Source organism: Helicobacter sp. CLO-3, from assembly GCF_001854545.1.
In the GTDB taxonomy this organism is placed as follows: Bacteria; Campylobacterota; Campylobacteria; order Campylobacterales; family Helicobacteraceae; genus Helicobacter_B.
Window position 1 is genome coordinate 1 of record NZ_MLQN01000010.1, and the last position, 23,059, is coordinate 23,059.

Annotated in this window: 20 protein-coding genes and 1 pseudogene; 9 read left to right on the plus strand and 12 right to left on the minus strand. The window is 48.1% G+C overall.

Translation table 11 applies throughout. The features are described from left to right. Positions 1 to 106 precede the first annotated feature (106 nt). A complete protein-coding gene (locus tag BKN38_RS03835) occupies positions 107 to 3,001 on the minus strand; it encodes an efflux RND transporter permease subunit (RefSeq protein ID WP_082942443.1) in 2,895 nt (964 codons plus the stop codon). A gap of 386 nt (positions 3,002 to 3,387) precedes the next feature. On the opposite strand from BKN38_RS03835, the gene BKN38_RS03845 reads away from it, so the two are divergent. Continuing rightward, positions 3,388 to 4,503, plus strand: coding sequence for a glycosyltransferase family 2 protein (locus tag BKN38_RS03845; RefSeq protein WP_083329084.1), 1,116 nt, complete (start codon positions 3,388 to 3,390; stop codon positions 4,501 to 4,503). A 131-nt stretch (positions 4,504 to 4,634) separates the two neighbouring features. On the opposite strand, the gene ruvX (BKN38_RS12250) is transcribed toward BKN38_RS03845, so the two are convergent. The 9 genes and pseudogenes from ruvX (BKN38_RS12250) to recO form a co-directional block, all read right to left on the minus strand. Next, positions 4,635 to 4,853, minus strand: a complete 219-nt coding sequence (gene ruvX / locus BKN38_RS12250; RefSeq protein WP_233712901.1) for a Holliday junction resolvase RuvX — start codon at positions 4,851 to 4,853, stop codon at positions 4,635 to 4,637. A 177-nt stretch (positions 4,854 to 5,030) separates the two neighbouring features. Continuing rightward, a pseudogene (ruvX, locus tag BKN38_RS11725) lies at positions 5,031 to 5,264 on the minus strand (Holliday junction resolvase RuvX); the annotation flags it as partial. A 155-nt stretch (positions 5,265 to 5,419) separates the two neighbouring features. After that, a complete protein-coding gene (locus tag BKN38_RS03855) occupies positions 5,420 to 6,322 on the minus strand; it encodes a DNA-processing protein DprA (RefSeq protein ID WP_083329086.1) in 903 nt (300 codons plus the stop codon). After that, the gene (locus BKN38_RS03860; protein WP_066454051.1) at positions 6,322 to 6,516 is read right to left on the minus strand and encodes a hypothetical protein; all 195 of its coding nucleotides are present in this window, start codon (positions 6,514 to 6,516) and stop codon (positions 6,322 to 6,324) included. Before BKN38_RS03860 ends, BKN38_RS03855 begins: the two co-directional genes overlap by 1 nt. Continuing rightward, positions 6,491 to 8,221 carry a divergent polysaccharide deacetylase family protein gene (locus BKN38_RS03865; RefSeq protein WP_066454050.1) on the minus strand — a complete coding sequence of 577 codons (1,731 nt, stop codon included), beginning with the start codon at positions 8,219 to 8,221 and terminating at the stop codon, positions 6,491 to 6,493. Before BKN38_RS03865 ends, BKN38_RS03860 begins: the two co-directional genes overlap by 26 nt. A 121-nt stretch (positions 8,222 to 8,342) precedes the next feature. Continuing rightward, positions 8,343 to 8,576 (minus strand): cell division topological specificity factor MinE, encoded by a 234-nt coding sequence (gene minE / locus BKN38_RS03870; RefSeq protein WP_066454048.1) that lies wholly within the window; start codon positions 8,574 to 8,576, stop codon positions 8,343 to 8,345. Continuing rightward, positions 8,573 to 9,382, minus strand: coding sequence for a septum site-determining protein MinD (gene minD / locus BKN38_RS03875; protein ID WP_066454046.1), 810 nt, complete (start codon positions 9,380 to 9,382; stop codon positions 8,573 to 8,575). Before minD ends, minE begins: the two co-directional genes overlap by 4 nt. Before the next feature lie 146 nt (positions 9,383 to 9,528). Continuing rightward, entirely contained in the window at positions 9,529 to 10,185 is a 657-nt protein-coding gene (locus BKN38_RS03880; RefSeq protein WP_066454044.1) for a hypothetical protein, read from the minus strand. A 192-nt stretch (positions 10,186 to 10,377) separates the two neighbouring features. Then, on the minus strand, positions 10,378 to 11,079 hold the full coding sequence (recO, locus tag BKN38_RS03885; RefSeq protein WP_066454042.1) for a recombination protein RecO: 702 nt from the start codon (positions 11,077 to 11,079) through the stop codon (positions 10,378 to 10,380). Positions 11,080 to 11,315: 236 nt separating this feature from the next. Between recO and BKN38_RS03890 the strand changes: the two genes are divergently transcribed. The 4 genes from BKN38_RS03890 (at position 11,316) to dksA (ending at position 14,024) form a co-directional block, all read left to right on the plus strand. Next, positions 11,316 to 12,128 (plus strand): inositol monophosphatase family protein, encoded by an 813-nt coding sequence (locus BKN38_RS03890; protein ID WP_066454039.1) that lies wholly within the window; start codon positions 11,316 to 11,318, stop codon positions 12,126 to 12,128. A gap of 77 nt (positions 12,129 to 12,205) precedes the next feature. Continuing rightward, positions 12,206 to 13,081: an acetyl-CoA carboxylase, carboxyltransferase subunit beta gene (gene accD / locus BKN38_RS03895; RefSeq protein ID WP_066454037.1), complete on the plus strand. Its 876-nt coding sequence runs from the start codon at positions 12,206 to 12,208 to the stop codon at positions 13,079 to 13,081. Continuing rightward, a complete protein-coding gene (locus tag BKN38_RS11730) occupies positions 13,053 to 13,649 on the plus strand; it encodes a 23S rRNA (pseudouridine(1915)-N(3))-methyltransferase RlmH (protein ID WP_066454034.1) in 597 nt (198 codons plus the stop codon). The genes accD and BKN38_RS11730 overlap by 29 nt, the downstream gene beginning before the upstream one ends. Positions 13,650 to 13,676: 27 nt before the next feature. Next, the gene (dksA, locus tag BKN38_RS03905; protein ID WP_066454031.1) at positions 13,677 to 14,024 is read left to right on the plus strand and encodes an RNA polymerase-binding protein DksA; all 348 of its coding nucleotides are present in this window, start codon (positions 13,677 to 13,679) and stop codon (positions 14,022 to 14,024) included. Positions 14,025 to 14,487: 463 nt separating this feature from the next. Here the strand turns inward: dksA and thiC are convergent, their stop codons facing one another. Together thiC and BKN38_RS03915 are read right to left on the minus strand one after the other, a co-directional pair. Continuing rightward, complete coding sequence (gene thiC / locus BKN38_RS03910) at positions 14,488 to 15,969, minus strand: phosphomethylpyrimidine synthase ThiC (RefSeq protein ID WP_371113551.1); 1,482 nt, start codon at positions 15,967 to 15,969, stop codon at positions 14,488 to 14,490. A gap of 138 nt (positions 15,970 to 16,107) precedes the next feature. Continuing rightward, positions 16,108 to 17,352 carry an alanine--glyoxylate aminotransferase family protein gene (locus BKN38_RS03915; protein WP_066454026.1) on the minus strand — a complete coding sequence of 415 codons (1,245 nt, stop codon included), beginning with the start codon at positions 17,350 to 17,352 and terminating at the stop codon, positions 16,108 to 16,110. 175 nt (positions 17,353 to 17,527) lie between these two features. Between BKN38_RS03915 and BKN38_RS11735 the strand changes: the two genes are divergently transcribed. From BKN38_RS11735 to BKN38_RS11740, 4 genes are all read left to right on the plus strand, one after another. Next, positions 17,528 to 19,201, plus strand: a complete 1,674-nt coding sequence (locus BKN38_RS11735) for a bifunctional phosphoribosylaminoimidazolecarboxamide formyltransferase/inosine monophosphate cyclohydrolase (protein ID WP_233712899.1) — start codon at positions 17,528 to 17,530, stop codon at positions 19,199 to 19,201. Between the two features lie 316 nt (positions 19,202 to 19,517). Next, entirely contained in the window at positions 19,518 to 19,763 is a 246-nt protein-coding gene (locus tag BKN38_RS03925) for a NifU family protein (protein WP_066454023.1), read from the plus strand. A gap of 13 nt (positions 19,764 to 19,776) precedes the next feature. Next, positions 19,777 to 20,382 carry a tetratricopeptide repeat protein gene (locus BKN38_RS03930; RefSeq protein ID WP_066454020.1) on the plus strand — a complete coding sequence of 202 codons (606 nt, stop codon included), beginning with the start codon at positions 19,777 to 19,779 and terminating at the stop codon, positions 20,380 to 20,382. 182 nt (positions 20,383 to 20,564) lie between these two features. After that, a complete protein-coding gene (locus BKN38_RS11740; protein ID WP_066454017.1) occupies positions 20,565 to 22,184 on the plus strand; it encodes a UDP-N-acetylmuramoyl-L-alanyl-D-glutamate--2,6-diaminopimelate ligase in 1,620 nt (539 codons plus the stop codon). Positions 22,185 to 23,059: the final 875 nt, after the last annotated feature.

Sequence of the window (23,059 nt, forward strand, 5' to 3'; positions counted from 1 at the left end):
TTTTAGTTTAGTTTGGCTTTTAGCATAAGCGAGGCTATATGGATATAATATTTATGTTGGTGTTTAAGCTCCTATATTTTTTTGTTTTATTTCCTAAACCCAGGCTTTATTTTAAGATTTTTTCTCTAGATTCAAAGATACTTAAACCCTCTTTCTCGCGCAAATGTGTCGCAAACTCCACGATCAAAATCGCATTTTTCGCGCTCAAGGCAATCAAAAGCAAAAGCCCCACTTGAAAATATATATCATTATCTAGCCCGCGTAAATTCGTCGCCACTATCGCACCAAACACGCCAAAAGGCACCGCAGTAAGCACCGCCAAAGGCATAAGCCAGCGCTCATATTGTGCCACCAAAATCAAAAACACAAACAAAAGCCCAAAGACAAAGGCGAGATTCCCACTTCCGCTACTTGCCCTCTCTTGATAGCTTGCCCCCGCATAGGCTATCTCAAATCCAGCGGGTAGCACTTCTGCCGCGACTTCTTCGAGCGCTTTCATCGCTTCGCCGCTAGAATAGCCGATGTTTAAAAATCCAGTGATTTGCGCGGCGGGGAAAAGGTTAAAGCGGCTTATGACTTCTGCGCCAATCACGCGTTTATAAGTCACAAGCGCGCTTAGTGGCACGAGATTGCCATTGTTAGATTTTACAAAGACATCATGCAGATTCTCTGGATCTTTGCGATAGTCTTGCGCGCTTTGAGCTATCACGCGGAAAGTCCTATCATAAAGCTCAAAATTATTCACATAATAGCTCCCAAAAGTCACTTGCATCGTGCGGAAAACATCATTTATATTTACGCCCAGCGCGCTTGCTGCCTCGCGGTTTAGGCTTACTTCATATTGTGGCGTCTCTACTGATAGGCTTGTGAAAATCCTGCTAAATTCTGCCCGCTCACTTGCGCGCTCCACAAGCAAATCTACATAATATTTCAGCTCCTGCATACTCGCGCCCTCGCGACTTTGCAGATAGGCATTCACCCCGCTAGAATCTAGCCCGATGATAGTTGGCCATTGCCCTAAGATAAAAGTGGCGTTTGGATATTCGCTTAGCTCTTTATTAAGTGCGGCGATGATTTCCCTATCGCTTTGCCCCTTGCCTTTGCGCTCACTCCAGTCGATTAAACGCTCAAACGCCACACCCCCATTTGTTTTGAAACTTCCCACCAAAAAGCTATATCCGCTGATAGTCGTTTGCTCATCGATAAGCGGATTTTGCTTTAGGGTGCTGATGAGATACTGCTGCGCTTCTATGGTGCGCGAGAGCGAGCTGCCCTCTGGCAAAATCGTATGCACGGTGATTCCGCCCATGTCTTCATTTGGCACGAGAGATGTGGGCGTTTTTATGATAAGCCCCCAAGTCGCAAAGACGATAGCCACAAAAAGCGCTAGCATCAAAAGCCCGCGCTTGAGTGCGCGCGAAAGGGTAAGCGAGAATCTAAAAGTGAGCTTCTCAAAAAATTCGTTAAATTTTTGTATCGGCAAGATTGGTTTGCTATGCCCGCCTTTTAGGAAAAGCGCGCAAAGTGCGGGCGTGAGCGTCAGCGCGACACAGCCAGAGATGACGACAGAGATGACTATCGTGATAGCAAACTGCTTATACATCTCCCCGCTAAATCCGCCCATAAAGCACACCGGCAAAAACACCGCGCTTAAAACTAGCACGATGGCAATGACAGGGCTAGTGATTTCTTTCATAGATTCTATGGTGGCTTCTTTGGCTTTTAGGTGCTTTTCGTGCATTATCCGCTCGACATTTTCGATGACGATGATAGCATCATCCACGACGATGCCAATGGCAAGTATGAGCCCAAAAAGCGTTAAGAGATTGATTGAAAATCCAAAAGCATAAAGCCCGGCAAATGTGCCTATGATAGACACAGGGATAGCGATGACTGGGATAATCGTCGCGCGTAGATTCCCCAAAAACACATAAATCACTAGCACCACAAGCACGATTGCCTCTATAAATGTTTTCATCACTTCATTTATGGAAGCGGTTACAAACTCGGTAGGGCGGAATGGATTTGAGTATTGCAAGCCCTCGGGGAATTTCGCGCTTAGTTCTTGCATCGCCTTATTGACATTGTTTGCGACATCTAGCATATTTGCGCCGGGTTGCAAAGTCACGCGGATTGGCACAGAGGGGATGTCATTGTAATAATTATCTGTGAGATAGTCCTGCGCGCCTAGCTCTACGCGCGCAATATCTTTTAGGCGCAGTGCCGAGCCATCGTAATTTGCGCGGATAATGATATTTTCAAACTCCTCGACACTTGTTAAAAGTCCCTTAGTGGTGATAGTGTAGGTAAAAGCGCTTTTGTCAATTGGTTCTTTGCCAAACTGCCCGGGCGCAAACTGCGCGTTTTGCTCCTCGATTTTGGCGATGACTTCTAGCGGAGAGAGTCCAAAGCTAGCGATTTTAGCCGGGTCTAGCCAGATTCTCATCGCATAGTCTTGCAAGCTCCACAGCTCGACATCGCCGATGCCTTGGATTCTCTTTAGCTCATCGATGATATTTAAAATCGCGTAGTTTGCGATAAAAAGCTGATTATGCGCTGGATTATCCGAGTAGAGATGATAGAGCCCCACAACTGCGGTGCTTTGCTTTGCCACCGTGATGCCCGAGCGCTGCACTTCTGCGGGCAGCTGGCTGATGACAGCTTGCACGCGATTATTGACATTGACAAGTGCCATATCTGCATCCACATCATTGCCAAAAAATACGCTGATAGCGAGATTCCCGCTGGCACTTGAGCTTGATTGCAGATAGAGCATGCCCTCCACGCCATTGATGCTATTTTCTAGGATGCTTGCCACGGTGGTGGAGAGCGTTTTGGCATCAGCGCCGGGGTAGCTTGCGCGCACCATGATTTGGTTTGGCACGAGTTTTGGATACTGCTCGATGGGGAGATTAAACATACACAAAAGCCCGGCAATCACGATAACGATGCTAACCACCGCGGAAAATGCGGGGCGATTGATGAAAAACTTTGAAAACATGGTAGTCCTTTGGTGTTTTTGTGGTTTATTTTGTCGTCTGTTTTGGCCTACGCGGGCTGGCTTAGGTGGCGCTGCTTTAGTGGCGTTGCCTTTGGTAGCGTTGCCTTAGCAGCATTTTGGCATCGCCGCGCGAAAAATAAAGGCGCAATTATAAAGGATGATAGTAGCTATCTGTCAAGGGGTAAAACGCAAAAATTTATAAAATCTAAAAATGTTGTGGGGTATAATGCGCCTTTTGCGCTTTTGTGCGCGGCGTGCTTTGTGAAGCGCGCTTTTGTGTATTGTATCGGCGCGTGTTTCTGGCGCGCTTTTGTCGTATGTGCTTTTGTGGCGCGACAAACTAGAATCTAAACGCAGAATCCAAATGAATTTCTAAGGAAAACAAAATGCCAAAAACGCTTTTAAATCCGCCAAGTCCAAAAGGTTTGCGAGCCTCACAAGCCTCGCAAATACTGCCAAAACTCTTTGTCCTACTACCTTGCTACAATGAAGAAGAAGTGCTGCCAAAAACTTATGAGGTGCTTAGCAAGAAGCTTGGCGCGCTTATGGAGCGAGGGAGTATCGCGGCGGATTCTCGTATGGTGTTTGTCGATGATGGGAGCAAAGATAGGACTTGGGCGGTGCTAAAAAGCCTAGTGGCGCACGCAGAATCTAGCGCAAACGATTTGGATTCTCGCGCGGGCGACAAACTAGAATCCAGCCCCTCTTCTCTTTTGCCCCCCCCCCCATTAAATGCTGCCTATAAGCCCAAAATCACAGCACTTAGACTATCAAGCAACAAAGGACATCAAAACGCCCTGCTGTGCACCATGGAATACGCCAAAGACAAGTGCGACTGCGCGATAAGCATCGATTGCGATTTGCAAGATGACATCGAGGCGATAGATGACTTCATCGCGCATTTCACGCAGGGCGCAGAGGTGGTGTATGGCGTGCGCCAAAGTCGGCAAAAAGACAGCTTTTTTAAGCGCAACACGGCGCTATTTTTCTACAAACTCATGCATATTATGGGCGTGAATATCATCTACAATCACGCCGATTACCGCCTGCTCTCAAACCGCGCGCTTGGCGCACTGTTGGAGTTTAAAGAGGTGAATTTATTTTTGCGTGGCATGGTGCCGCTGATTGGCTTTGAGAGCGCGCAGGTGTATTATGATAGGAATGAGCGCGAGGCTGGCGTGTCGAAGTATCCGCTACGCAAAATGCTATCATTCGCGTGGAATGGTATCACTAGCTTTTCTGTGATGCCGCTGCGTATGGTGAGCGTGCTGGGGCTTGTGTTTTTTGCGCTTTCGATCGCGCTGGCACTTTTTGCGCTGTATGTCAAGCTTTTCACCGATGATGCGGTGTATGGCTGGGCGTCGATGCTGATTCCGCTTAGCTTTTTTAGCGGCGTGCAGCTGCTTAGCCTTGGCGTGATTGGCGAATACATCGGCAAAATCTATATAGAATCCAAACACCGCCCGCGCTTTTTCATCGCGGAGGAGATAGGCGAAGGATGAGATGGGCGAGGAATAGGCGGTTTTAGCACAAATTTTGGTGGTTTGATTTTTGGATTCTTGCGCGTGTATGTTTGGTGTGCCTTGTTTTAGCGCGGTTTGGTAGCCTGCTAAATTATCAAGAGCGTGAAAACTTATCGCGTGGATTTGGCGTGATGTGCTATGTAGCGCGAGAGGATTTCACAGGCGGCGAGAGAATCTATGCGCCCATCTTTGTGCGCGCGTGCTTTGTCCTCGCGCGCCAGATGCGCTAGCCGCTCGCTTGCGATGTGGCTCGAGTAGCCCTCATCGACATAGACTATCGGCTTCTCAAACTCTAGCAATGACACAAAATGCCGAATCCTGCGCACCATCGCCTCGTGCTCATCTTGCGCGGATTTTGGTTTGCTAGAATCTATTTTGTCAGAATCTTGTTTAGCAGAATTCGCCCCTTTTGCAAAATCCCTTTCTTTAGAATCCGCTTTTTTAGAATCTATTTTGCCAGAATCTACCTCCACAAAATCCGCGCTTTTGGATTCTAAGTTTTGTGGCGCGCTGGTATTTGCGCTAGATTCTGCGTTTTCTATCTCCTCTATTTTTCGCGCTTTTTCACTCATCGGCAAGCCTACGATGAGCATATCGGCGTTTTGCTCGCGCAAAAGGCTTGATAAATCTCTGGCGGCTTGGTTGCGGTTTTTGCGAAGGATGGCTGGCAGTGGCAATGCGATGCCTTGCAGATAGATAGCCACGCCGATGCGCTTTAGCCCCACATCGCAGGCGATTATGCGTTTGGATTCTGCAATTTTAGATTCTCGCTCGCTGGCAGAATCTAGCTTTTTGGATTCTGCAATTTTAGATTCTCGCGCGGGATTCAAAAAGGCAGAATCTACTTTTAGCGCGGCGTTTGATGTGGCGTTTTTGCTAGAATCCATATTTTGCCTTATTGGCTTTGCACGACTATGCGCCCATTTACGCGCGCGACTTTGCCCTCTAGCTCGTATTCCAAAAGCGCATCGCCAAAGCGCAAATACGCCTCTTCAAAAAATGGATTGCCTTTGCAAAACTCTATAATCGGATCGCTAGAATCTTTAGATTCTGCATTTTGTGCGCCGCGCGCATTTGGAGTGCTAGCGCCGCTATTTTCCGCGCTCGCGCTTATTTCTTGCAGAAAGGATTCTATGCTAAATATGGGCTTCGCGCGCCCTTTTATAAGCAGCTCTTGCGTGCCGAGCGATTCGTTTATGCGGTGTGTGAGCACAAAAAGTGGCTTGGCTATTTTGGCGCAGATATCCGCGCTATACAGCGAGCCGCTGGCAAGGTCGGCTTGTGGTATCACGACAAAATCGCTCAATGCCACGACGATGCGATTGCGATGCAAAAAGTCGTATTTTTGGGGCTTTGGGTTGCGCTCGTATTCGCTTAGGATGAGCCCATTTTGCGAGATTTGCGCGATGATTTTGGCGTTTGTCGCGGGGTAAAATGTCTCTAAACTGCTAGGCAGCACGCAAATCGTGCGCGGCAGGGCGGCTTCATGCGCGATGATGTCTGTGCCTAGCGCACCTCCGCTGATGACGACGCCTCCGCGCGCGATGATGGCTCTAGTAAGGTTTGCGGTTTGCATCTGCGCGTAGGTGTTGGGGTGGCGCGTGCCGATGATGGCGACTTTTGGCGCAGAATCTAGCAGGCTCGTATCGCCTATGTAAAATAGCTTTTCTGGCGGTTTTTTCAGCGCAAAAAGTGAGGCTGGGAGATTTTCTAGTGTGGGGAAACTTTTTTGGTTTGATTGATTTGGCTGGCTAGGTTGGTGCTGGCTGTTTTGGTGTTGGTTTGTAGCGGATTGCATTAGCGCAAGCCTTGATTGCTAAAGTTGCTAAAAAAATTTGGCTGGAGTGGCGCGAGCACGCGCGCTGTTTGTAGATTCTGCGATATTTTTAGATTCTGCAGTTTTTGTATTATTGGATTCTGCGCTGGTAGATTTGGCGCTGATAAGTTTGAGAGTATCAAGCGCAAATCACTCGCTTGTCTTGATGAAATCATCAGAATCCAAAAAATCCCTCGGGCGCTTACCCGGCGCGCTAGAATCTTTATCATTTGGCGCGCTCCATTGGATATCGACGAAACCTTCTTGATTTTTGATAGGCTTTCTATCGCTCACGCACCCAGAGATAAAGGCTTCTGCTGGGCTTCTAGAGCATGTGTCATCGTTGGCGCCAGAGTTAATAGGACTTTTGCCAGCAGAATCTTTGCTAGCGCCACTTGATTTATCAGCAGTTTTGCCTTTTTGCGTGGGCTTTGTTATCGCTTTTTGCGCGCTGGCGTTTTTGCTAGCATTTGCTTTGGCATTGCTAGCTTTGGCGCGTTTGACTTCTTCAAACATAGTTTTGTCGATTTTGGAAGGTTTTGGCTCTTCTTCAAACTCTAGCTCGGAGATAAACATCGCATCGCCATTTTGCGCTGCAAACGCGCTGCTATCTAGCGGGGGCAGCTCGATGCCATTGCTCGCCAAAATCTCGCGCGCGATAGGCAAGTCTCTGATATACACCAGCTCGACATCTTTAAATAGCGTGTTTCTAGCCTGTGCGAGTGCCTGAAATGTGCTTGTATGCGGGTGGCATATCGCTATGGCATAGCCATTTTTCTTGGCAGTATCGACGGCTAGCTTTAGCTGTCCTAGGGTGTAGGGCACGCTTGGCGTGTTGTCTAGGAAGATGTTGCGCTCTAGCAGCTTCCTGCCCTGCTGCTCGTAAATGATGGGCACGATAGTATCCGCACTCGTGCGAGAATCCACAAACTCGATATTCGCCTCTTTTAGCACAGCAAGCAGATTCTCCATATCTTTCATACTTGCGGTGAATTTGCTTCCTGTGTGGTTGTTTAGGAAAAGCAGCGAGGGGAAGTCGCGCTTGATGGCAGCGATATTAGCACGCATGGATTCTATGGAGTCGCCTGTCATTATCCATTTGTGCGCGGATTTTTGCGGGATCATCGCCTCTAGCGGAAGGTGTATCATGTAGAATCCCACCTGTTTGGCTAGATTTGGCGTGTCTGGCGTGTCGGCACTGCGCGGGAAAAATGAAGGCGTGATAGGCAGGCGCAGCTTTTTTAGATTCTGCAGCTGGCTATTGTAGGACATATCATCCATGATTATCGCTAGATAGGGCTTTTGCGTGGCGATGGCTTTGATTTTGTCTGCGTTATATGGGTTTGTGCTGGTGGCGCTAGAATCGGATTCTGCGAAAATCTTTGATATAGAGGAGTCGCTGGCGTTTGTGTTTGCAGTGTTTGCATGCCCGGTGTGTGCGTTGGCATAGGGGTTTTCTTTGGCGCTTGATTTTGTGCTAGGCTGTTTGGCGCCGCTTGTCGCGCTTGCTTGCTTGGCGCTGGTGGATTTGTCGGTTTTGGCGCCTGTGTTTGCAGAATCTTTGGGATGCTTGGCGTTTTTGGCATCTGCCATTATCCCATCCCAGTCGATATCTAGCTCATCTTTATTAGAGTCTTTGCTGTCAGAATCTTTGCCAGAATCCGCGTTTGGGCCGCTTGCGCCATTTTTACCAGCTCCAGATTCTGCGGTGGCTAGTTTGTCGCCATTTGCGCCTTTGTCGCTAGAATCTAGGCTAGATTCTGCGCGCTTTTGCATCTCTTCTTGGTAGAATCCATAGCCAAAATACCCCCCCACGCCAAGCAGCGCCAAAATGACAAGAGTGGAGAGGATTTTTAGGGATTTGAAAACTTTGTTTGTCATGATGCTTCCTTTTGCTTTTTGTCCTGTTGCTTTTTATTCCAATCAGTTTCGATCGGCTTAGATTCTGCCTTAGCCCTTACGCCTAGCCTAGCAAAGCCCGGCCAAACCAGAATCCATTCGCCTAGCCCAGCGTGATTTCTATCTCTAGCGTGGAGATGTCTTGGTTGGAATCCGAGTTTGGGCGGACAGAGATATTATCAGATTGGGTGTATTTACGCACCACCTCGATAATCTCGCGCTTCATATCATCCATATATGGGATTTTCACGCTTCGCTCATGCGCTAGCACCAGAGTCAAGCGATCCGCTGCGGTTTGCGCGCTGTTTTTCTTGGAGAACATATCGCGCCAGCTCATTTAAACAACCTTTTGAAGGTTTTTAGGATGCTGCCTTGTGTTTTGAACTCGACAAACTCCACCTCTTCGCCAGCGATTCTGCGCACGATGCGTTTGTAGCACTCGCCACTTATGCTTTTGTCATCATAAATCACTGGCTCGCCGCAGTTGGTAGCGGAGACGACTTTTTCATCCTCTGGCACAAGTCCTATAAGCGGGATGGCTAGGATTTTTAGCACATCTTGTGAGCTTAGCATCTGTCCGCTTTCGACTAGCTCGGGCTTAATGCGGTTGATGATGAGGTGTTTTTGCACTTTTTGTCCGTGGGCTGCTTTGTCGGATTTCGCATCGATGATGCCGATGACCCTGTCACTATCGCGCACCGAGCTAACCTCTGGCGTGACGACGATGAGCGCGCGATCCGCCCAAAATATCGCATGCTCAAATCCCCCTTCAATCCCCGCTGGAGAATCTAGCAAAATATAGTCAAAATCCGCTTTTAGCTCCTCTATGAGCGCTTTTACTTTGGCTTTGTCTAGGATCGTTTTGTCTTTGCTTTGGCTTGCTGGCAGGAAGTAGAGCGAGGGTGTTTTTTTGTCTTGGATGAGTGCTTGGGAAAGCTTGCATTTGCCCTCCATCACATCGACTACATCATATACGATGCGGTTTTCTAGCCCTAGTATCATATCAAGATTTCGCAAGCCTATGTCAAAATCTATCGCGACTACTTTTTGCCCGCTAAGCGCTAAGCCTACCGCGATGTTTGCTGTGGCGGTGGATTTACCCACGCCGCCTTTGCCTGATGTGATAGTGATGACTTCTGCCATTTATTACTCCTTGTTTTGCTATATATTTATGTGCGTTATTTTGGCGTGATTTTGCTTATTTAGCGATTATGAAGCAATTTATATTCCTTAGCAGCTTTATAAAGCGTGCGCCTTATTTGTGCTCAAGCTTATTATCAAGCCCACTATTATTGCCCGCTATTATCAAGCCCGCCAAACACCTCATCGCATACTTCTTGCGAAGCATTGCTATGTGTTATCATCGAGCCAAAGCGCATATTTTCTGGCACCTCGCCACATACCAAAATTTCAAACTGATGCGTATAAGATTTTGGCTCACCTTTTTGGATGATGCTAAAAATAAGCCTTGGAAACGCGATAATCTCGCCCTCTTTGACACTGATAGATAGCATCGCCTCGCCGCGCTCGCTATCCCAGCCATCGCGCTTGGTATAATCGCCCGCTTGCGAGATAGCGATATTTCTAGGCGCTTCTACCTCAAAAGAATCCAAATAATACACGCCCGCATCAAGCCTTAGCGTCTCATCGCGCACTTTGCGGAAGCGAGAGGTATTCATCGCGCGATTAAACGCATTTGCGCCACCTATGGCAAATCTATCGCCCCTGCTGCCATCCTCTCCTAGTTTGCGCCAGTAGGTGAGCGCTGATTTGATGATGGCGCTGTCTGTCTTTGTGTCATATATCGCGCCGGCGATGTTTATGGTGATGGTGGCTGGATTAGCGGCTTTGGGCTTGGGCACGATAGCGCAAGATACCAAAAATAGCGTGCTAAATGCGGCTAGTAGCCAGATTTTTAGCCATTTTTTATAAAAGTGTTTTGGCATAATCATCCTTGAAAATAAAAATAGCATTATAGCCAAAAAGCCAGCCAAAGCTACAAACTTTGCGCGCCAAACATAAATTCTGCCAAACTTGGATTCTAAAGCGCTAGAATCTAAATCTATGCCGGAATCTAGAATCTAAGCGCGCGCAAAACCCAGCAGATTTGGACTGCAAAGATTTTACGCCAAAAAAATTCACATGCCAAGCAGCAGCACTTGATACGCGCGCTCCACCTCATCATCGCTAAGCTCTATCGTGCTAGCGCTACTTAGATAGGATTCTAGCTTGGCATAAGTCAAAATCTGCCCGCTAGCACAGACTTTGTGCGCGCTCAAAAATCCGCGCAAAATGGCTATCTCCATATTTTTATCTATCGATTCTACTGCTTTAGATTCTGGTGATTTGGATGCTAGCATATCAGAATCCAGCGTGCTAGGCAGCGGCTCTTTGTCAAGGTATTGCTCGCATATAAGACAGCGCATAGTTAGCGGATTGCGCCCCTCATGATGCAAGATTTTGGCATACATTTCTAGGGCTACGCGCTTTGGATTTTGCACTTCTAGCCGCTTCGCGCCCTCATCAAGTATCTCCATATAGCGCGCATCCAGCGCAAAAATATCGCGCAAATGATAGTGCAAAAGCTCCATAAACCGCTGCCACACATACACGCGCGCGACATCCCGCTCCCATTTAAACCCCACATGCAGCACCTGCCGAAGCTTTGGCATAAACACGCCATTGCTCTCTTGTATGAAGTCGATTTTGCGCCCGATATGCACGATAGAATGCCGCGCGCCATAGAATCTATACAACGTTTTTATCTCTTCACTAGTAAGCACGCGCACGATGAGGTCTTCGTTTTTTTGGCTTTGCGTCCATATGATGTAGCCTTGCATTTGTGGCGTGTCCTTTGGTTTGGCGTGCTTTGATGTGCTGGATTCTGGCGCGCTTTGCGCGTTGTTGGATTCTGGTGCGCTAGAATCTAGCTTGTTTGGATTTTTGCGCGCTTAGATTCTGGTGTTTTGGCGCGGATTGTTCCTAAAGTTTGCTTAATCTAAAACTAACTACAATACGCGCAATTTTTCGCGGCTAGATTCTAGTTTGCGGCGCGTTTGTGCTTTAAGGAGGCATGATGAGCAAATTTTTACAAGGCGTTATAAATGCTTCTTGCGAGATTATCCCCATACTTCGCAGCAGAGAAAGCAGGCTTTTCACTCGGCATGGCAAGGGCGCTGGGGGCGATGTGAGTATGGGCGCGGATTTGCTATGTGAGGAGATATTTTGCGCGCATTTGCTAGATATGGCGGATGTGGATTCTGAAGAAAGCGGGCTTATCAAACCAAAAGCGCGCGAGAATCTGGCGCATGAGAATCTAAAAGGCGAGAATCTAAAAGGCGGCAAATCCAAAAGCTCCAAAAAATCCAAAAAACAAAAATTCGCGCGCGATTGCATCGTGCTAGACCCGCTTGATGGCAGTGATAATTATCTTTCGGGTGTGCCATATTTTGGCGCTTCTTTGGCGCTTTGTGATGCAAAGGGCGCTATCAAAGAGGCTGCGGTGGTGAATTTCTGCACGGCAGAAGTTTTCTATGATAGCCACACGCAAAACAAGCCTCAAAAAATAGATATTTTTAGCGGCGCAGAGGTTGCATTGCAAGGTGGCGAGGCGAAATGTGGCGTGTTTGAAAAAGCCTATAGCAACCCAAAAATCGCCAAAAAGCTCTACAAGCACAATATCAAATTCCGCTCGCTTGGTGCTAGCGCGCTGTCTTTGGCGTATGCGCTAGAGAATAATTTTATGCTTTTTGGCGGAAGTATCCGCAGATATGACGCAAAAGCGGGGCTCTTTCTCTGTCGGAATCTAGAGATAATACACAAAAAAGATTTTTTGCTTGTAAGTCAAAACAAGGAAGTTTTTGGTATCATCTCACGCATTCTTTTGTGATAGCCAATAGCAAGCGCGCAATAATAAGCGATAAAAACGCGCAAAAAGCAATCAAAGCTAGGCTATAAGGAGCAAAAATGGGCTTTGTAGATTTTCTAAAAAACCTCAAACGAGACGAAGAGCGCAGCAGCAAAGACACGAGCAGCCACTGGGTGAAATGCAAAAGCTGCGGCGCGCTCATGTATTATAAAGAAGTCATGGCGATGGGACAAGTCTGCCCCAAATGCAACTACCACTTCAGAATCTCTGCCAATGACCGCATAAAGCTACTATGCGATGAAGGCAGCTTCGTAGAGTATGATAAAAACCTAGCGCCCATAGACCCGCTAAACTTCGTCGATAAAGAAAGCTACAAACAGCGCGTCAAAAGATACGAGCAAAAAACCGGGCGCCCTAGCTCTGTCATCGCAGGGGAGGGCATCATCGAGGGCGTGCCGATGCAAATCGTGGTGTTTGATTTTGCCTTCATGGGCGGGAGTCTTGGCAGTGTGGAGGGCGAGAAAATCGTGCGCGCGGTAAATCGCGCCGTGGATAAACGCCAATCGCTAGTCATCATCTCCACAAGCGGCGGCGCTAGGATGCAAGAATCCACCTATTCGCTTATGCAAATGGCAAAAACCTCTGCCGCGCTAAACCGCCTAGCCGAGCATTCACTGCCATTTTTTTCTGTGCTAAGCGATCCTACTTTTGGCGGGGTGAGCGCTAGCTTTGCTTTTTTGGGTGATATCATCATGGCGGAGCCCGGCGCTATGATAGGATTTGCCGGTGCGCGCGTGATAAAGCAAACCATCGGCACCGATTTGCCAGAAGGATTCCAAACAGCGGAGTTTCTCCTAGAGCATGGGCTTATCGATATGGTCGTATCTAGGAATGATTTGCGCAAAACACTTAGCGATTTGAGTATGTATCTAAACCCTTATAGTCATGAAAATTCTGCTTTACACCATATCTAAACCCGCCTCCAAATCCGCGCCTTTGCTTCCGCTAGAGGAACATTATCAAAAGCTTTGCCGCTCTTTTGGCGCGGAGATAGTATGCAAAAATATCTTCTCAAACCACATCGCTACCGCACAGAAACAAAACCCAAAATCCGCGCAAGAATCCTACACCAAGGCGCTTTTGCCTTTGCTTGTGGGCGCGGGTGCAAATGGTGTATCTGGTGGTAGCTCGCGCGGCGCTGGCGGATCTGGCGCAAATGGCGCATCCGGCGTTTCAAACGCTTCAAGCCGAGCCAGCATAGATTCTGGCGCTTTTATCATGTCAAATATCGCCCTGCACCCAGCGGGCAAGCGCATAGATAGCGAGGGCTTTGCCAAGCTTTTGGCAGAATCTTTCGCGCATCGCGCACAGCTGGCGTTTTTTGTCGGCGGGGCGTTTGGCTTTGAGGAGGCGTTTTTACGCCACACGACGCCTATCAGCCTAAGCCCCATGACTTTTAGCCACACTATTATAGGGGCGATGCTATTAGAGCAAATCTATCGTGCGCTTAGCATACTGGCAAACCATCCCTATCACAAATAGGCAAATCTCACAAGGAGGCATTCTCACATGGATATACAGGAATTTGAGGCGATTTTGCTAGCGCGCAAGCAGAATCTTTTGGAGATTTTAAATGCGCGAAACTCAAACATCAAAGAGCTAAACTCTAGCAGCATCAAAGATGATAGCGATTTGGTGTCAGCGCATATGCAAGGGCAGATAGACTCGCTTATGATGGAAAAGCACATGCAAGAGCTGCGAGAAGTCGAAAAATCGCTGCAAAAAGTGCAAGATGGCATCTATGGGATATGCGAAATGTGTGATGAGGAGATAGATGAAGGGCGACTGCGTATCAAGCCGCACGCGAGATTTTGCATCAACTGCCGCGAAGTGTTTGAAAAAAGCCAAGCGAGGTAGCGCTGTGTTTGGCCCTTGACCCTGTGGGGGGATTGCCGAAAGGTTTTGGGCCATCGTTTAAGGCGTGATTTGATGCACTATTTGTGTCATTTATTGCATATAGGCAAGCAACATTATTCACAAAATTCCTTAGTGTTGATTTTATTCTGCGACTACAAAACAAAATTTTGCAATTTTATCTAAAAAAATAGCGGTTTTCAAAGATTAAAAAGGATTAAACATGTAACAACAACATGTATTTTTTAAAACCCAAAAGATTAATATTTAAAGAGTGATCACCAAGGCAGGATTGTGTGTCTCCAATGGTCAAAAACTTTTAGAATAATTACTTACGTGGGTTTAATCCAGACAAGATGCCAACTAGGGATAAGGCATCCGCTTAGGATATATCCATTTGTGCCCCTGGTTTCGAGATAAGGGGTTGATCTTTTTGGCGCGCAAGATCTTATAGACTCACAAATCACTAGGCATTAACCCCTTCGCCCTCGCCGTATTTTTTGAAAATATCTTGCGTGATTTTGTAGCTGCAAAATTTCGGTCCGCACATCGAGCAAAACTCTGCCTCTTTAAACACCTCTTGGGGCAGCGCTTCATCGTGGTATTCGCGCGCACGCTCTGGGTCAAGCGCCAGCTCAAACTGCCTATTCCAGTCAAACCCATAGCGCGCATCACTCATGAGATCATCGCGCACACGCGCATTTATCCTGCCTCGCGCTATGTCAGCGGCGTGCGCGGCGATTTTATACGCGATGATGCCCTCGCGCACATCTTTGGCGTTTGGCAGTCCTAGATGCTCTTTTGGCGTGACATAGCAAAGCATCGCCACGCCCTTCCACGCCGCCACGCACGCACCTATCGCGCTCGCGATATGATCATACCCAGCAGCGATGTCCGTCACCAGCGGTCCTAGCACATAAAATGGCGCATCATCGCAATACTCCCTTTGCAGCTTCACATTACGCTCGATTTGGTTTAGCGGGATGTGTCCGGGTCCTTCTATCATCACTTGCACGCTCGCATCTCGCGCCCTTTGCGCCAGCTCGCCTAGCACTTTTAGCTCGCTAAACTGCGCCTCATCGCTCGCATCCGCCAGACAGCCCGGACGCAGAGAATCCCCAAGCGATAGGCTCACATCATATTCTTGGCAGATTTGCAAAATCTCATCAAACGCTTCATAAAACGGATTCTCGCGATGATAGTGCATCATCCAGCTTGCCATGAGACTGCCACCGCGCGAGACGATGCCCATTTTGCGCTTGGATACCGCCGGCATATGCTTTAGCAAAAATCCACAATGTATCGTAAAATAGCTGACCCCTTGTCGCGCTTGCTTACGAAGCACCTCTAGCATCGTGTCAATATCAAGCTTTAGCACATCATTTTGCACATCATGCAGAATCTGATACATAGGCACGGTGCCAATAGGCACGCTAGAGGCTTTGATGATAGCCGAGCGGATTTTATCCAAATCCCCGCCGGTGGATAGATCCATCACCGTGTCCGCGCCGTATTTGATAGAGGTTTGCAGTTTTTCGACTTCCTCATCGATAGAGTTTATTATCTGGCTAGAGCCGATGTTTGCGTTGATTTTGGTGCGTAAGGCGATGCCTATACCCATGGGTTTTAGGTTGGTGTGGTTGATATTGGCAGGGATGATGAGTCGCCCTCTAGCCACCTCATCTAGCACGAGTTCGGGCGTCACTTGCTCGATATTTGCGATGTAGCGCATCTCTTCTGTGATGATGCCTTGCTTTGCGAAGTGAAGCTGTGTTTTTATCTTTTCATTAGGATAGCGCGCGCTGCGCTCTTTTAGCCATTGTGTTCTCATATTGACTCGCTTTATTTTGTGATGAGGTGGCATTATAGCAAGTTTTTGGATTTTGGCGATACTTTGGGCGGTTGTATTATTTGTTTTTTTGTTGCGTTTTATAGAATCTATACAAATAGCGCCTTCTTAGTAATCAAGTTAGAATCCAAATGCCACAAAGAACCGAGCCTGGTTTATTGCAGTTTGGATTCTGACATTTTAAGCTTTGATGTAGTGAGTCCCAAACGCCTGCGCCTCTAGAGACATCGGGCGCCTCTACACCTCATACAGCGCTTTGATAAACGCTGCGTTGCCCTTGCCATCAAACTTTCTAAGCCCTAGCGTATCGAGGCTAAGCTCTAGCGCATTTATCACAAAGCTCGCTTCAAACGCGCGCACCAGCCCCATGTGATTGATGCGGAAAATCTTTTCTTTGATATGATCCTGCCCGGCAGCGACATTCACGCCATAGGCTTTCATCTTTTGGCGGATTTGCGCGGCGTGCGTGTCGTGATGTATCGCGCTCATCGCAAGTGCCGGCGCGTGCGGATACATAGCGATGCCGCTTGGTTTGCCAGCGCTATCTTTGCTTAGCTCTTTTACCGCTTCGCGCGTGGCGAGGGCTAGTCTCTTAGTGTGCGCGTAGGCGGATTCTAGTCCCTTTGCTAGCGCGGCTTCTTGCAGACTAGATTCTAGCGTGGTAGAATCTAGCGCACTATCCAAATCCATGCCATTCCCCATAGCCTGCACTATCTCAAAATACCGCACCAGCCCGCAGATAATCGTAGTCGGCGCCGTCCATGCGGTGGTGTTTTTGCGCTGGTTTTTTAGCTCGGTGGCAAAATCAAAATAAAGCCCGCTATTCCACGCCCTAGTGCTTTTCACGCCCTCACTTTTCTCGCCTTCGCAAAGCTCCAGCGCATAGCTAGAAAACCCCACGACACTAAGCCCCGGCGGCAGCATAAACGCCTTTTGACTCCCGCTGATGAGCGCATCAATATGTGTCGTATCGATAGATTCTACACCCATTGCTGTGATAGCATCAGCGATGACTACGATGTTTTTGTCATGCGTTTTTATGGCTTTGGCTATCTCTTCGGCTGGCTGGCGCAGTCCGCCGGCTGACTCACACACTTGCAGCGCCACCGCATCGATACTAGAATCCGCTTTTAGCGCGTCTATCACTTCTTGCGCGCTGGCTGGCGTGTCCCACTCATGCACTATCTCTGTGAATGGCATGCCATTTTTTTGAGCTATTTTGCCCCAGCGTTGCCCGAATTTCCCGCAATTGACACTCAATAGCTTCGTGCGGCAAAGCTGCAAAACGCTCGCTTCCATAGCGCCTGTGCCGCTGCTTGCTAGCATCAAAACTTCTGGCATTTTTAGCATCGTTTTTAGCCCCAAGCGCGCCTTGGCAAAAATCGCTTCAAACTCCTTGGTGCGGTGATGAAGCGTGGGTGTTGCCATCGCTTGGCGGATGGATTCTGGGATGGGGGTGGGTCCGGGTGTGAAAAGTAGCATGCGCTCTCCTTGCTGTATGCATTGATATGCATTGGCTTGTGATGTAAATGCGCGATTATACCACAGAATCCACCCACTCTTTCAAGCTATTTAAGCACGCGCAAGGTATAATCCCAAATCTTATTAGAATCCACGCTAGAATCTAATCTCGCAAATCCATCACAAAGGACAACCCATGAAAAAACGAGCGCTTCTAAGTGTGAGCGACAAAAGCGGGCTCATACCATTTGCAAAAGGACTCATCGAGCTTGGCTATGAGATACTCTCCACCGGCGGCACACTCTCCGCGCTAAAAGCGCAAAATATCCCAGCCACAGAAGTCAGCGAATACACGCAAAGTCAAGAGCTTTTTGATGGCAGGGTGAAGACGCTACATCCTAGAATCCATGGCGGGATTTTGTATCGGCGCGATTTGGATTCTGATGTGGCGCAAGCAGCGCAGGCTGGCATCGAGGCGATAGATATTGTGTGTGTGAATCTCTATCCGTTCTATGAGACGACTTTGCGCACGAGCGATATGGATGAGATCATCGAAAACATCGACATAGGCGGTCCTAGCATGGTGCGCGCGGCGGCAAAAGCGTATAAATATGTGCTAATCATCACTTCGCCAGATGACTATGAAAGCGCGCTAGATGCGCTAAAAAGCGGCAACAACACGCTAGAATTCCGCCAAAAAATGATGATAAAAGCATTTTCACACACAGCGGCGTATGATAGCTATATCGCTAATTTTATGAATGAAAAATACAATGGCGGCTTTGGTGAAGAGGTGTTTATCGTGGGTAAAAAGGTGCTACAAACGCGCTATGGCGAGAATCCACATCAAAAAGGCGCGCTGTATGAGTTTGTGCCGCCAGCACCGGTGGATTCTGGAGCAGAATCTAACTTGGATTCTGCGGATTCTGCTTCTGTGCGCACGCCAGAATCTAAACTAGAATCCGCGCCAGAATCTAGCCCAAAATCCGCCAAACCAAAATCTCCAAAAGGCTTCTACACGCACCAGCTACAAACGCTAAAAGGTGAGCCAAGCTTCAATAACCTAACCGACATCAACGCAGCGATAGCGCTTGCCAGCGATTTTGGCGATAGGGCGGCGGTCAGCATCATAAAGCATGGCAACCCTTGCGGCTTCGCGCTAAAAGACACGCTGCTGGATTCTTATGTGGCAGCGCTTGCTTGCGATAGTGTGAGCGCGTATGGTGGCGTGGTGGCGGTAAATGGCGTGGTGGATGAGGCTCTAGCGCAAAAGATGAATGAAATATTTATCGAGGTGCTGGTGGCTTGCGATATCACGCCGCAAGCGCTAGAGATTTTCGCGCCCAAAAAGCGGATGAAAATCTTTGTGACAAAGCAAAAAACGCTTGCATTGCCAAAAGATAAATACGACTTCAAGCGCATAAGCGGGGGCTTTGTCTATCAAAACACCGATAAAGTGGCGAGCGATGAAGTGGCAAACGCCAAATGTCAAAGCGCGCGCCAAGCAAGCGAAAAAGAGCTGCTAGACCTAGCCATCGCGTATAAAATCGCCGCGCGCACGAAGTCCAACTGCGTGGCGTATGTCAAAGACCAAGCGCTCGTGGCGATAGGCATGGGCATGACAAGCCGCGTAGATGCCTCAAGAGCAGCACTTGCCAAAGCAAAGGACATGGGGCTAGACATAGAGGGCTGCGTGCTGGCTAGCGAGGCGTTTTTCCCATTCCGCGACAGCATCGATCTAGCGGCGAGTGCTGGGGTAAAAGCGGTGATAGAGCCCGGCGGAAGCTTGAGGGATGAAGAAGTAATAGTCGCAGCAAACGAGCATAAAATCGCGCTATACTTCAGCGGCATAAGACACTTTTTGCATTAGTTTGGCGCCGATTTTGTATTGGTTTTGCGCCATGCCGCGCTGATTTTGTATCGACTTTGTGTCTATTTTGCGCTGATTTTTATGCGGCGCAGAATCAACGCGGATTTTATCACAATAGCAAAGCAGAGGACGAGCTTCTCTAGTAAAGTGTCGGCCTCTTTAAAGCAACCCACACAAACCACAAATTAGATTCTGGTCCAAAATCCAAAATCCAAATCCCCAAAGTCCAAAAATGCAGAATCTAAATATCTAGAATCTAAATCCGCAAAATCTTGTATAATCCCGCTTGTTTATTAGTTTATTTTAAGGAAGTATAATGTTACCTTTCAGCGATGAAGAGCTGCTAGAGCCCGTGCAGATGTCGATAGACAAGGTGCGCCCCATGCTTTTGCGTGACAATGGCAACATCACGCTGCTTCGCATCAAAGATGGCAAGGTGTATGTGCGCCTAGAAGGGGCTTGCAGAGGTTGCGCATCATCGCATATGACACTAAAGCTTGGCGTAGAGCGCCAACTAAAAAGCGATATACACCCTGACATAGAAGTGATAGAATCCACATAAATAAAGGACAAATATGACGCAAATCCCTTCATATAATCCACAAAAACGCAAATATATCAAAAAAGGTTTCAAAGCACTTAGCGAGAAGCGATATGACGCGGCGATCGCGCTTTTTGGCGAGGCGCTTAGCATGGATCCTAGCGATTTGGAGGCGAGGATTGGCGTGCTTATCGCGGATATCGCCGATGATTTCCCCAAAAAGGCGGAAGTATTCTGCGAGCTATACCACATCCTCACTTCCTCTAGCACGCGCGCCAAGCGCATAGATACGCAGCGGCAGATGCTTGAGATACTGGAGGGTTTTGATGAAAGCATCAGCCAAATCTCGCAAATCGTCGAAAAAGAGGAGAATCTAGAATCCGAGCAGCTAAATGGCATCTCTTATCGCGATTTTATGAAGCTGTGCGAGGAGCGCGGGTTTAAAGAGATGTTTGAGAACCTTATCTTTAGCAGCAAAATCATTTTCACCGAGCGCGATGATTTTTATCAGTTTTTGAAAGATCTCGTGGCGCATGGATTCGAGCATATCGCGCTGTCGTATCTCGAGGATATACCGCAGTTTGCGTATGATGATGAGATTTTGGAAATCATACAGCGCGCGTGCAAAAGTAAGGCGTGAGGGGCGGGGTGCGAGAGGCTGGGGCATGAGAGGTTAAGGTGCGAGAGGCGCAAGGCTGGCTAGAATCTGCCTGTCAGAATTCGCGCGCCTAGAATCTAGAAGTAGATTCTGCATAAAATCCGCGCTAGAATCCACCTCTAGAATTTGTCGCGCCCGCTAGAATCCAAGCTAAATGAGGAAAGATGAAAATAAAAAAGCACATAGTCTATGAAGGCAAAACATACGAGTTTTTGAGCGATGATTCTAGAGAGCTAGATAGCAGCACGCTTTTTGTGCGAACTAAGCGCAACGCGGCGTTTATGCCAGCCTCTAGCGCGCGCGCGGATTTGGATTCTGCCAAACTCGCGCCAGAATCTAGCATTACCGCAGAATCCAGCGCCCCAGAATCCGCCTCGATACCCTTCATAGACGCGCACGATTTAGCGCAGTATTTCGCCCCGCTGCCGCGCATCATAGGCATCACCGGGACCAATGGCAAAACCACCACCGCAGCCTTGATATACTCGCTTTTGCTTGATCTCGGGCACTCCTGTGCGCTACTAGGCACGCGCGGCGCGTTCAAAGACGAGGCGCGCATCCGCGAAAAAGGCTTGACGACGCCCGGCGTGCTCGAGCTATACGCGATCCTTGATGAGGTGAGGGGGTGCGAGTTTCTCGTCATGGAGGTGAGCTCGCACGCCATAGACCAAGAGCGCTGCGCTGGCATCGACTTCTACGCCAAAGTGCTGACAAACATCACCAGCGACCACCTCGACTACCACAAAACCATCGATGGATATGTCCGCGTGAAAAACAGCTTTTTCGCCGATGCCGCGCTAAAAATCATCAACGCCGATGAGCCAAAAGCGCGCTACAATCCCACCAACGCCCACACCTACGGCATCGAGCGCGCCGCCAATCTGAAAGTAGATGCGTATAGCTTAGATTCTGGGATCTACGCGCATGTGAGCTATGCGGATGCGGGCTGTGCTGCGGGCTATACTGGGGGGCTGGCAGGGCGTGTGGGAGCGGGTACAGACGCTGATGTGAGCGCGGCACCACGCACAGCAGAGCGCGAGCAGAGCGTCATCGAAGCCAAACTCTATGGCAAGCACAATCTTTATAATATCCTAGCCGCGCTTTTGTGCGTGAAAGAAGTTTGCAAAAAAAGGGCGGGGGAATGTGGCGCAGAATCTAAAAAAGTGGATTCTAGTGAGGCGGATTTTGAAAAAGCAGAATCTAGTTTGGATTCTGGTATTTTAGATTCTCGCGTGCGCGCCAAATCTGCGCCAAAAGCGCCACACATAGCCGACATCGCCCAAGAGCTGCTAAATTTTGGCGGCGTGGAAGGGCGCATGGAAATCATCAGCGAAGAGCCTTTGATAATCGTGGATTTCGCGCACACGCACGATGGCATGGAAAAGATTTTTGAGAGCTTCAAGGCGCGCGATGTGGCGGTGGTGTTTGGCGCGGGCGGGGATAGAGACGCTACCAAACGCCCCAAAATGGGCGCTTGCGCCTACCAATACGCGCGCAAACTCTACATCACAAGCGACAATCCGCGCAGCGAAGACCCGCAAAAAATCATTGATGAAATCCTCGCAGGACTGCCAAAAGAGCGCAAAAAACGCGTGGTGTGCGACACTGACAGGCGCGCCATCATCGCACGCGCAGTCGCCGAGCTAGAATCTAGCGAAGTGCTGCTAATCCTTGGCAAAGGCGATGAAAAATACCAAATTATCGGCGATGAAAAATATCATTTCGACGACAAAGAAGAGACGCTAAAAGCATTAAATACGCTAAAAACTACCAAAAATCGCTAGCGTCAAAATCGCCAACACCAAAAAACACTAGTGCTAAAAATCGCTCGCTAAAAAGACAAAAACGCAAAAATAAATCTCGGCAAACAAAACGCCGCAAAAGCAAAGTGCTAAAATTTGCTTGTTATTTTTGAAAAAGCACCACAAGACAATCTATGTAATCTATCTATTTAAACGCCACAAGATAATCCACAAAAGACACCATCTATAAGATTCCATAAAAACACTACAAAAACGCCACATAAAGCGCCACACATCACAAATTTACACCAGCACAATAAAGCACAAATTTAGAGCATTTAGCCTATTGTTTAAAATCCAAGTTTAGAGGGAATTAAACTTTAAACTCTGCGTGATATCTTTAATAAATTATCAAAGAAGCTGGTGCTTTACTTCGGATTCTATAAATCCTCGCAATGATGAAAATAAATCAATTGGATTCTGCAAGCAATTTAGTATCCGTAAATCGTCATTGCGAGGAGCGGAGCGACAAAGCAATCTATAAAAAGAAATGTGAGCTCTCAATTTATGGCAGAATCTAAATTTTTGCGATTTTATGGGTATCATAAAATGGATTGCTTCGCCGATAAATCAGCTCGCAATGACGAGCACCAAATGGGCACCCTGCGAGCAAAGCTAGATTCTAGTGCGCCAAAGCGCAATCAATTGCAGTGCCGCAGTAAGCGCACTAAAAATACATTACAATATAAAAATACATTGCAATAATATAAAAACACATCGTGAGCCACGACAGCGCACTTAAGCGCGATCTACTTGCGATGCCAGCGCAATCGCGACGCAATTACAACGCCACTAAAGCACATCAACGCATCGCCCCGCGCCCCAACGCGCATCAGCATGCAAGGCAGAATCTAGCA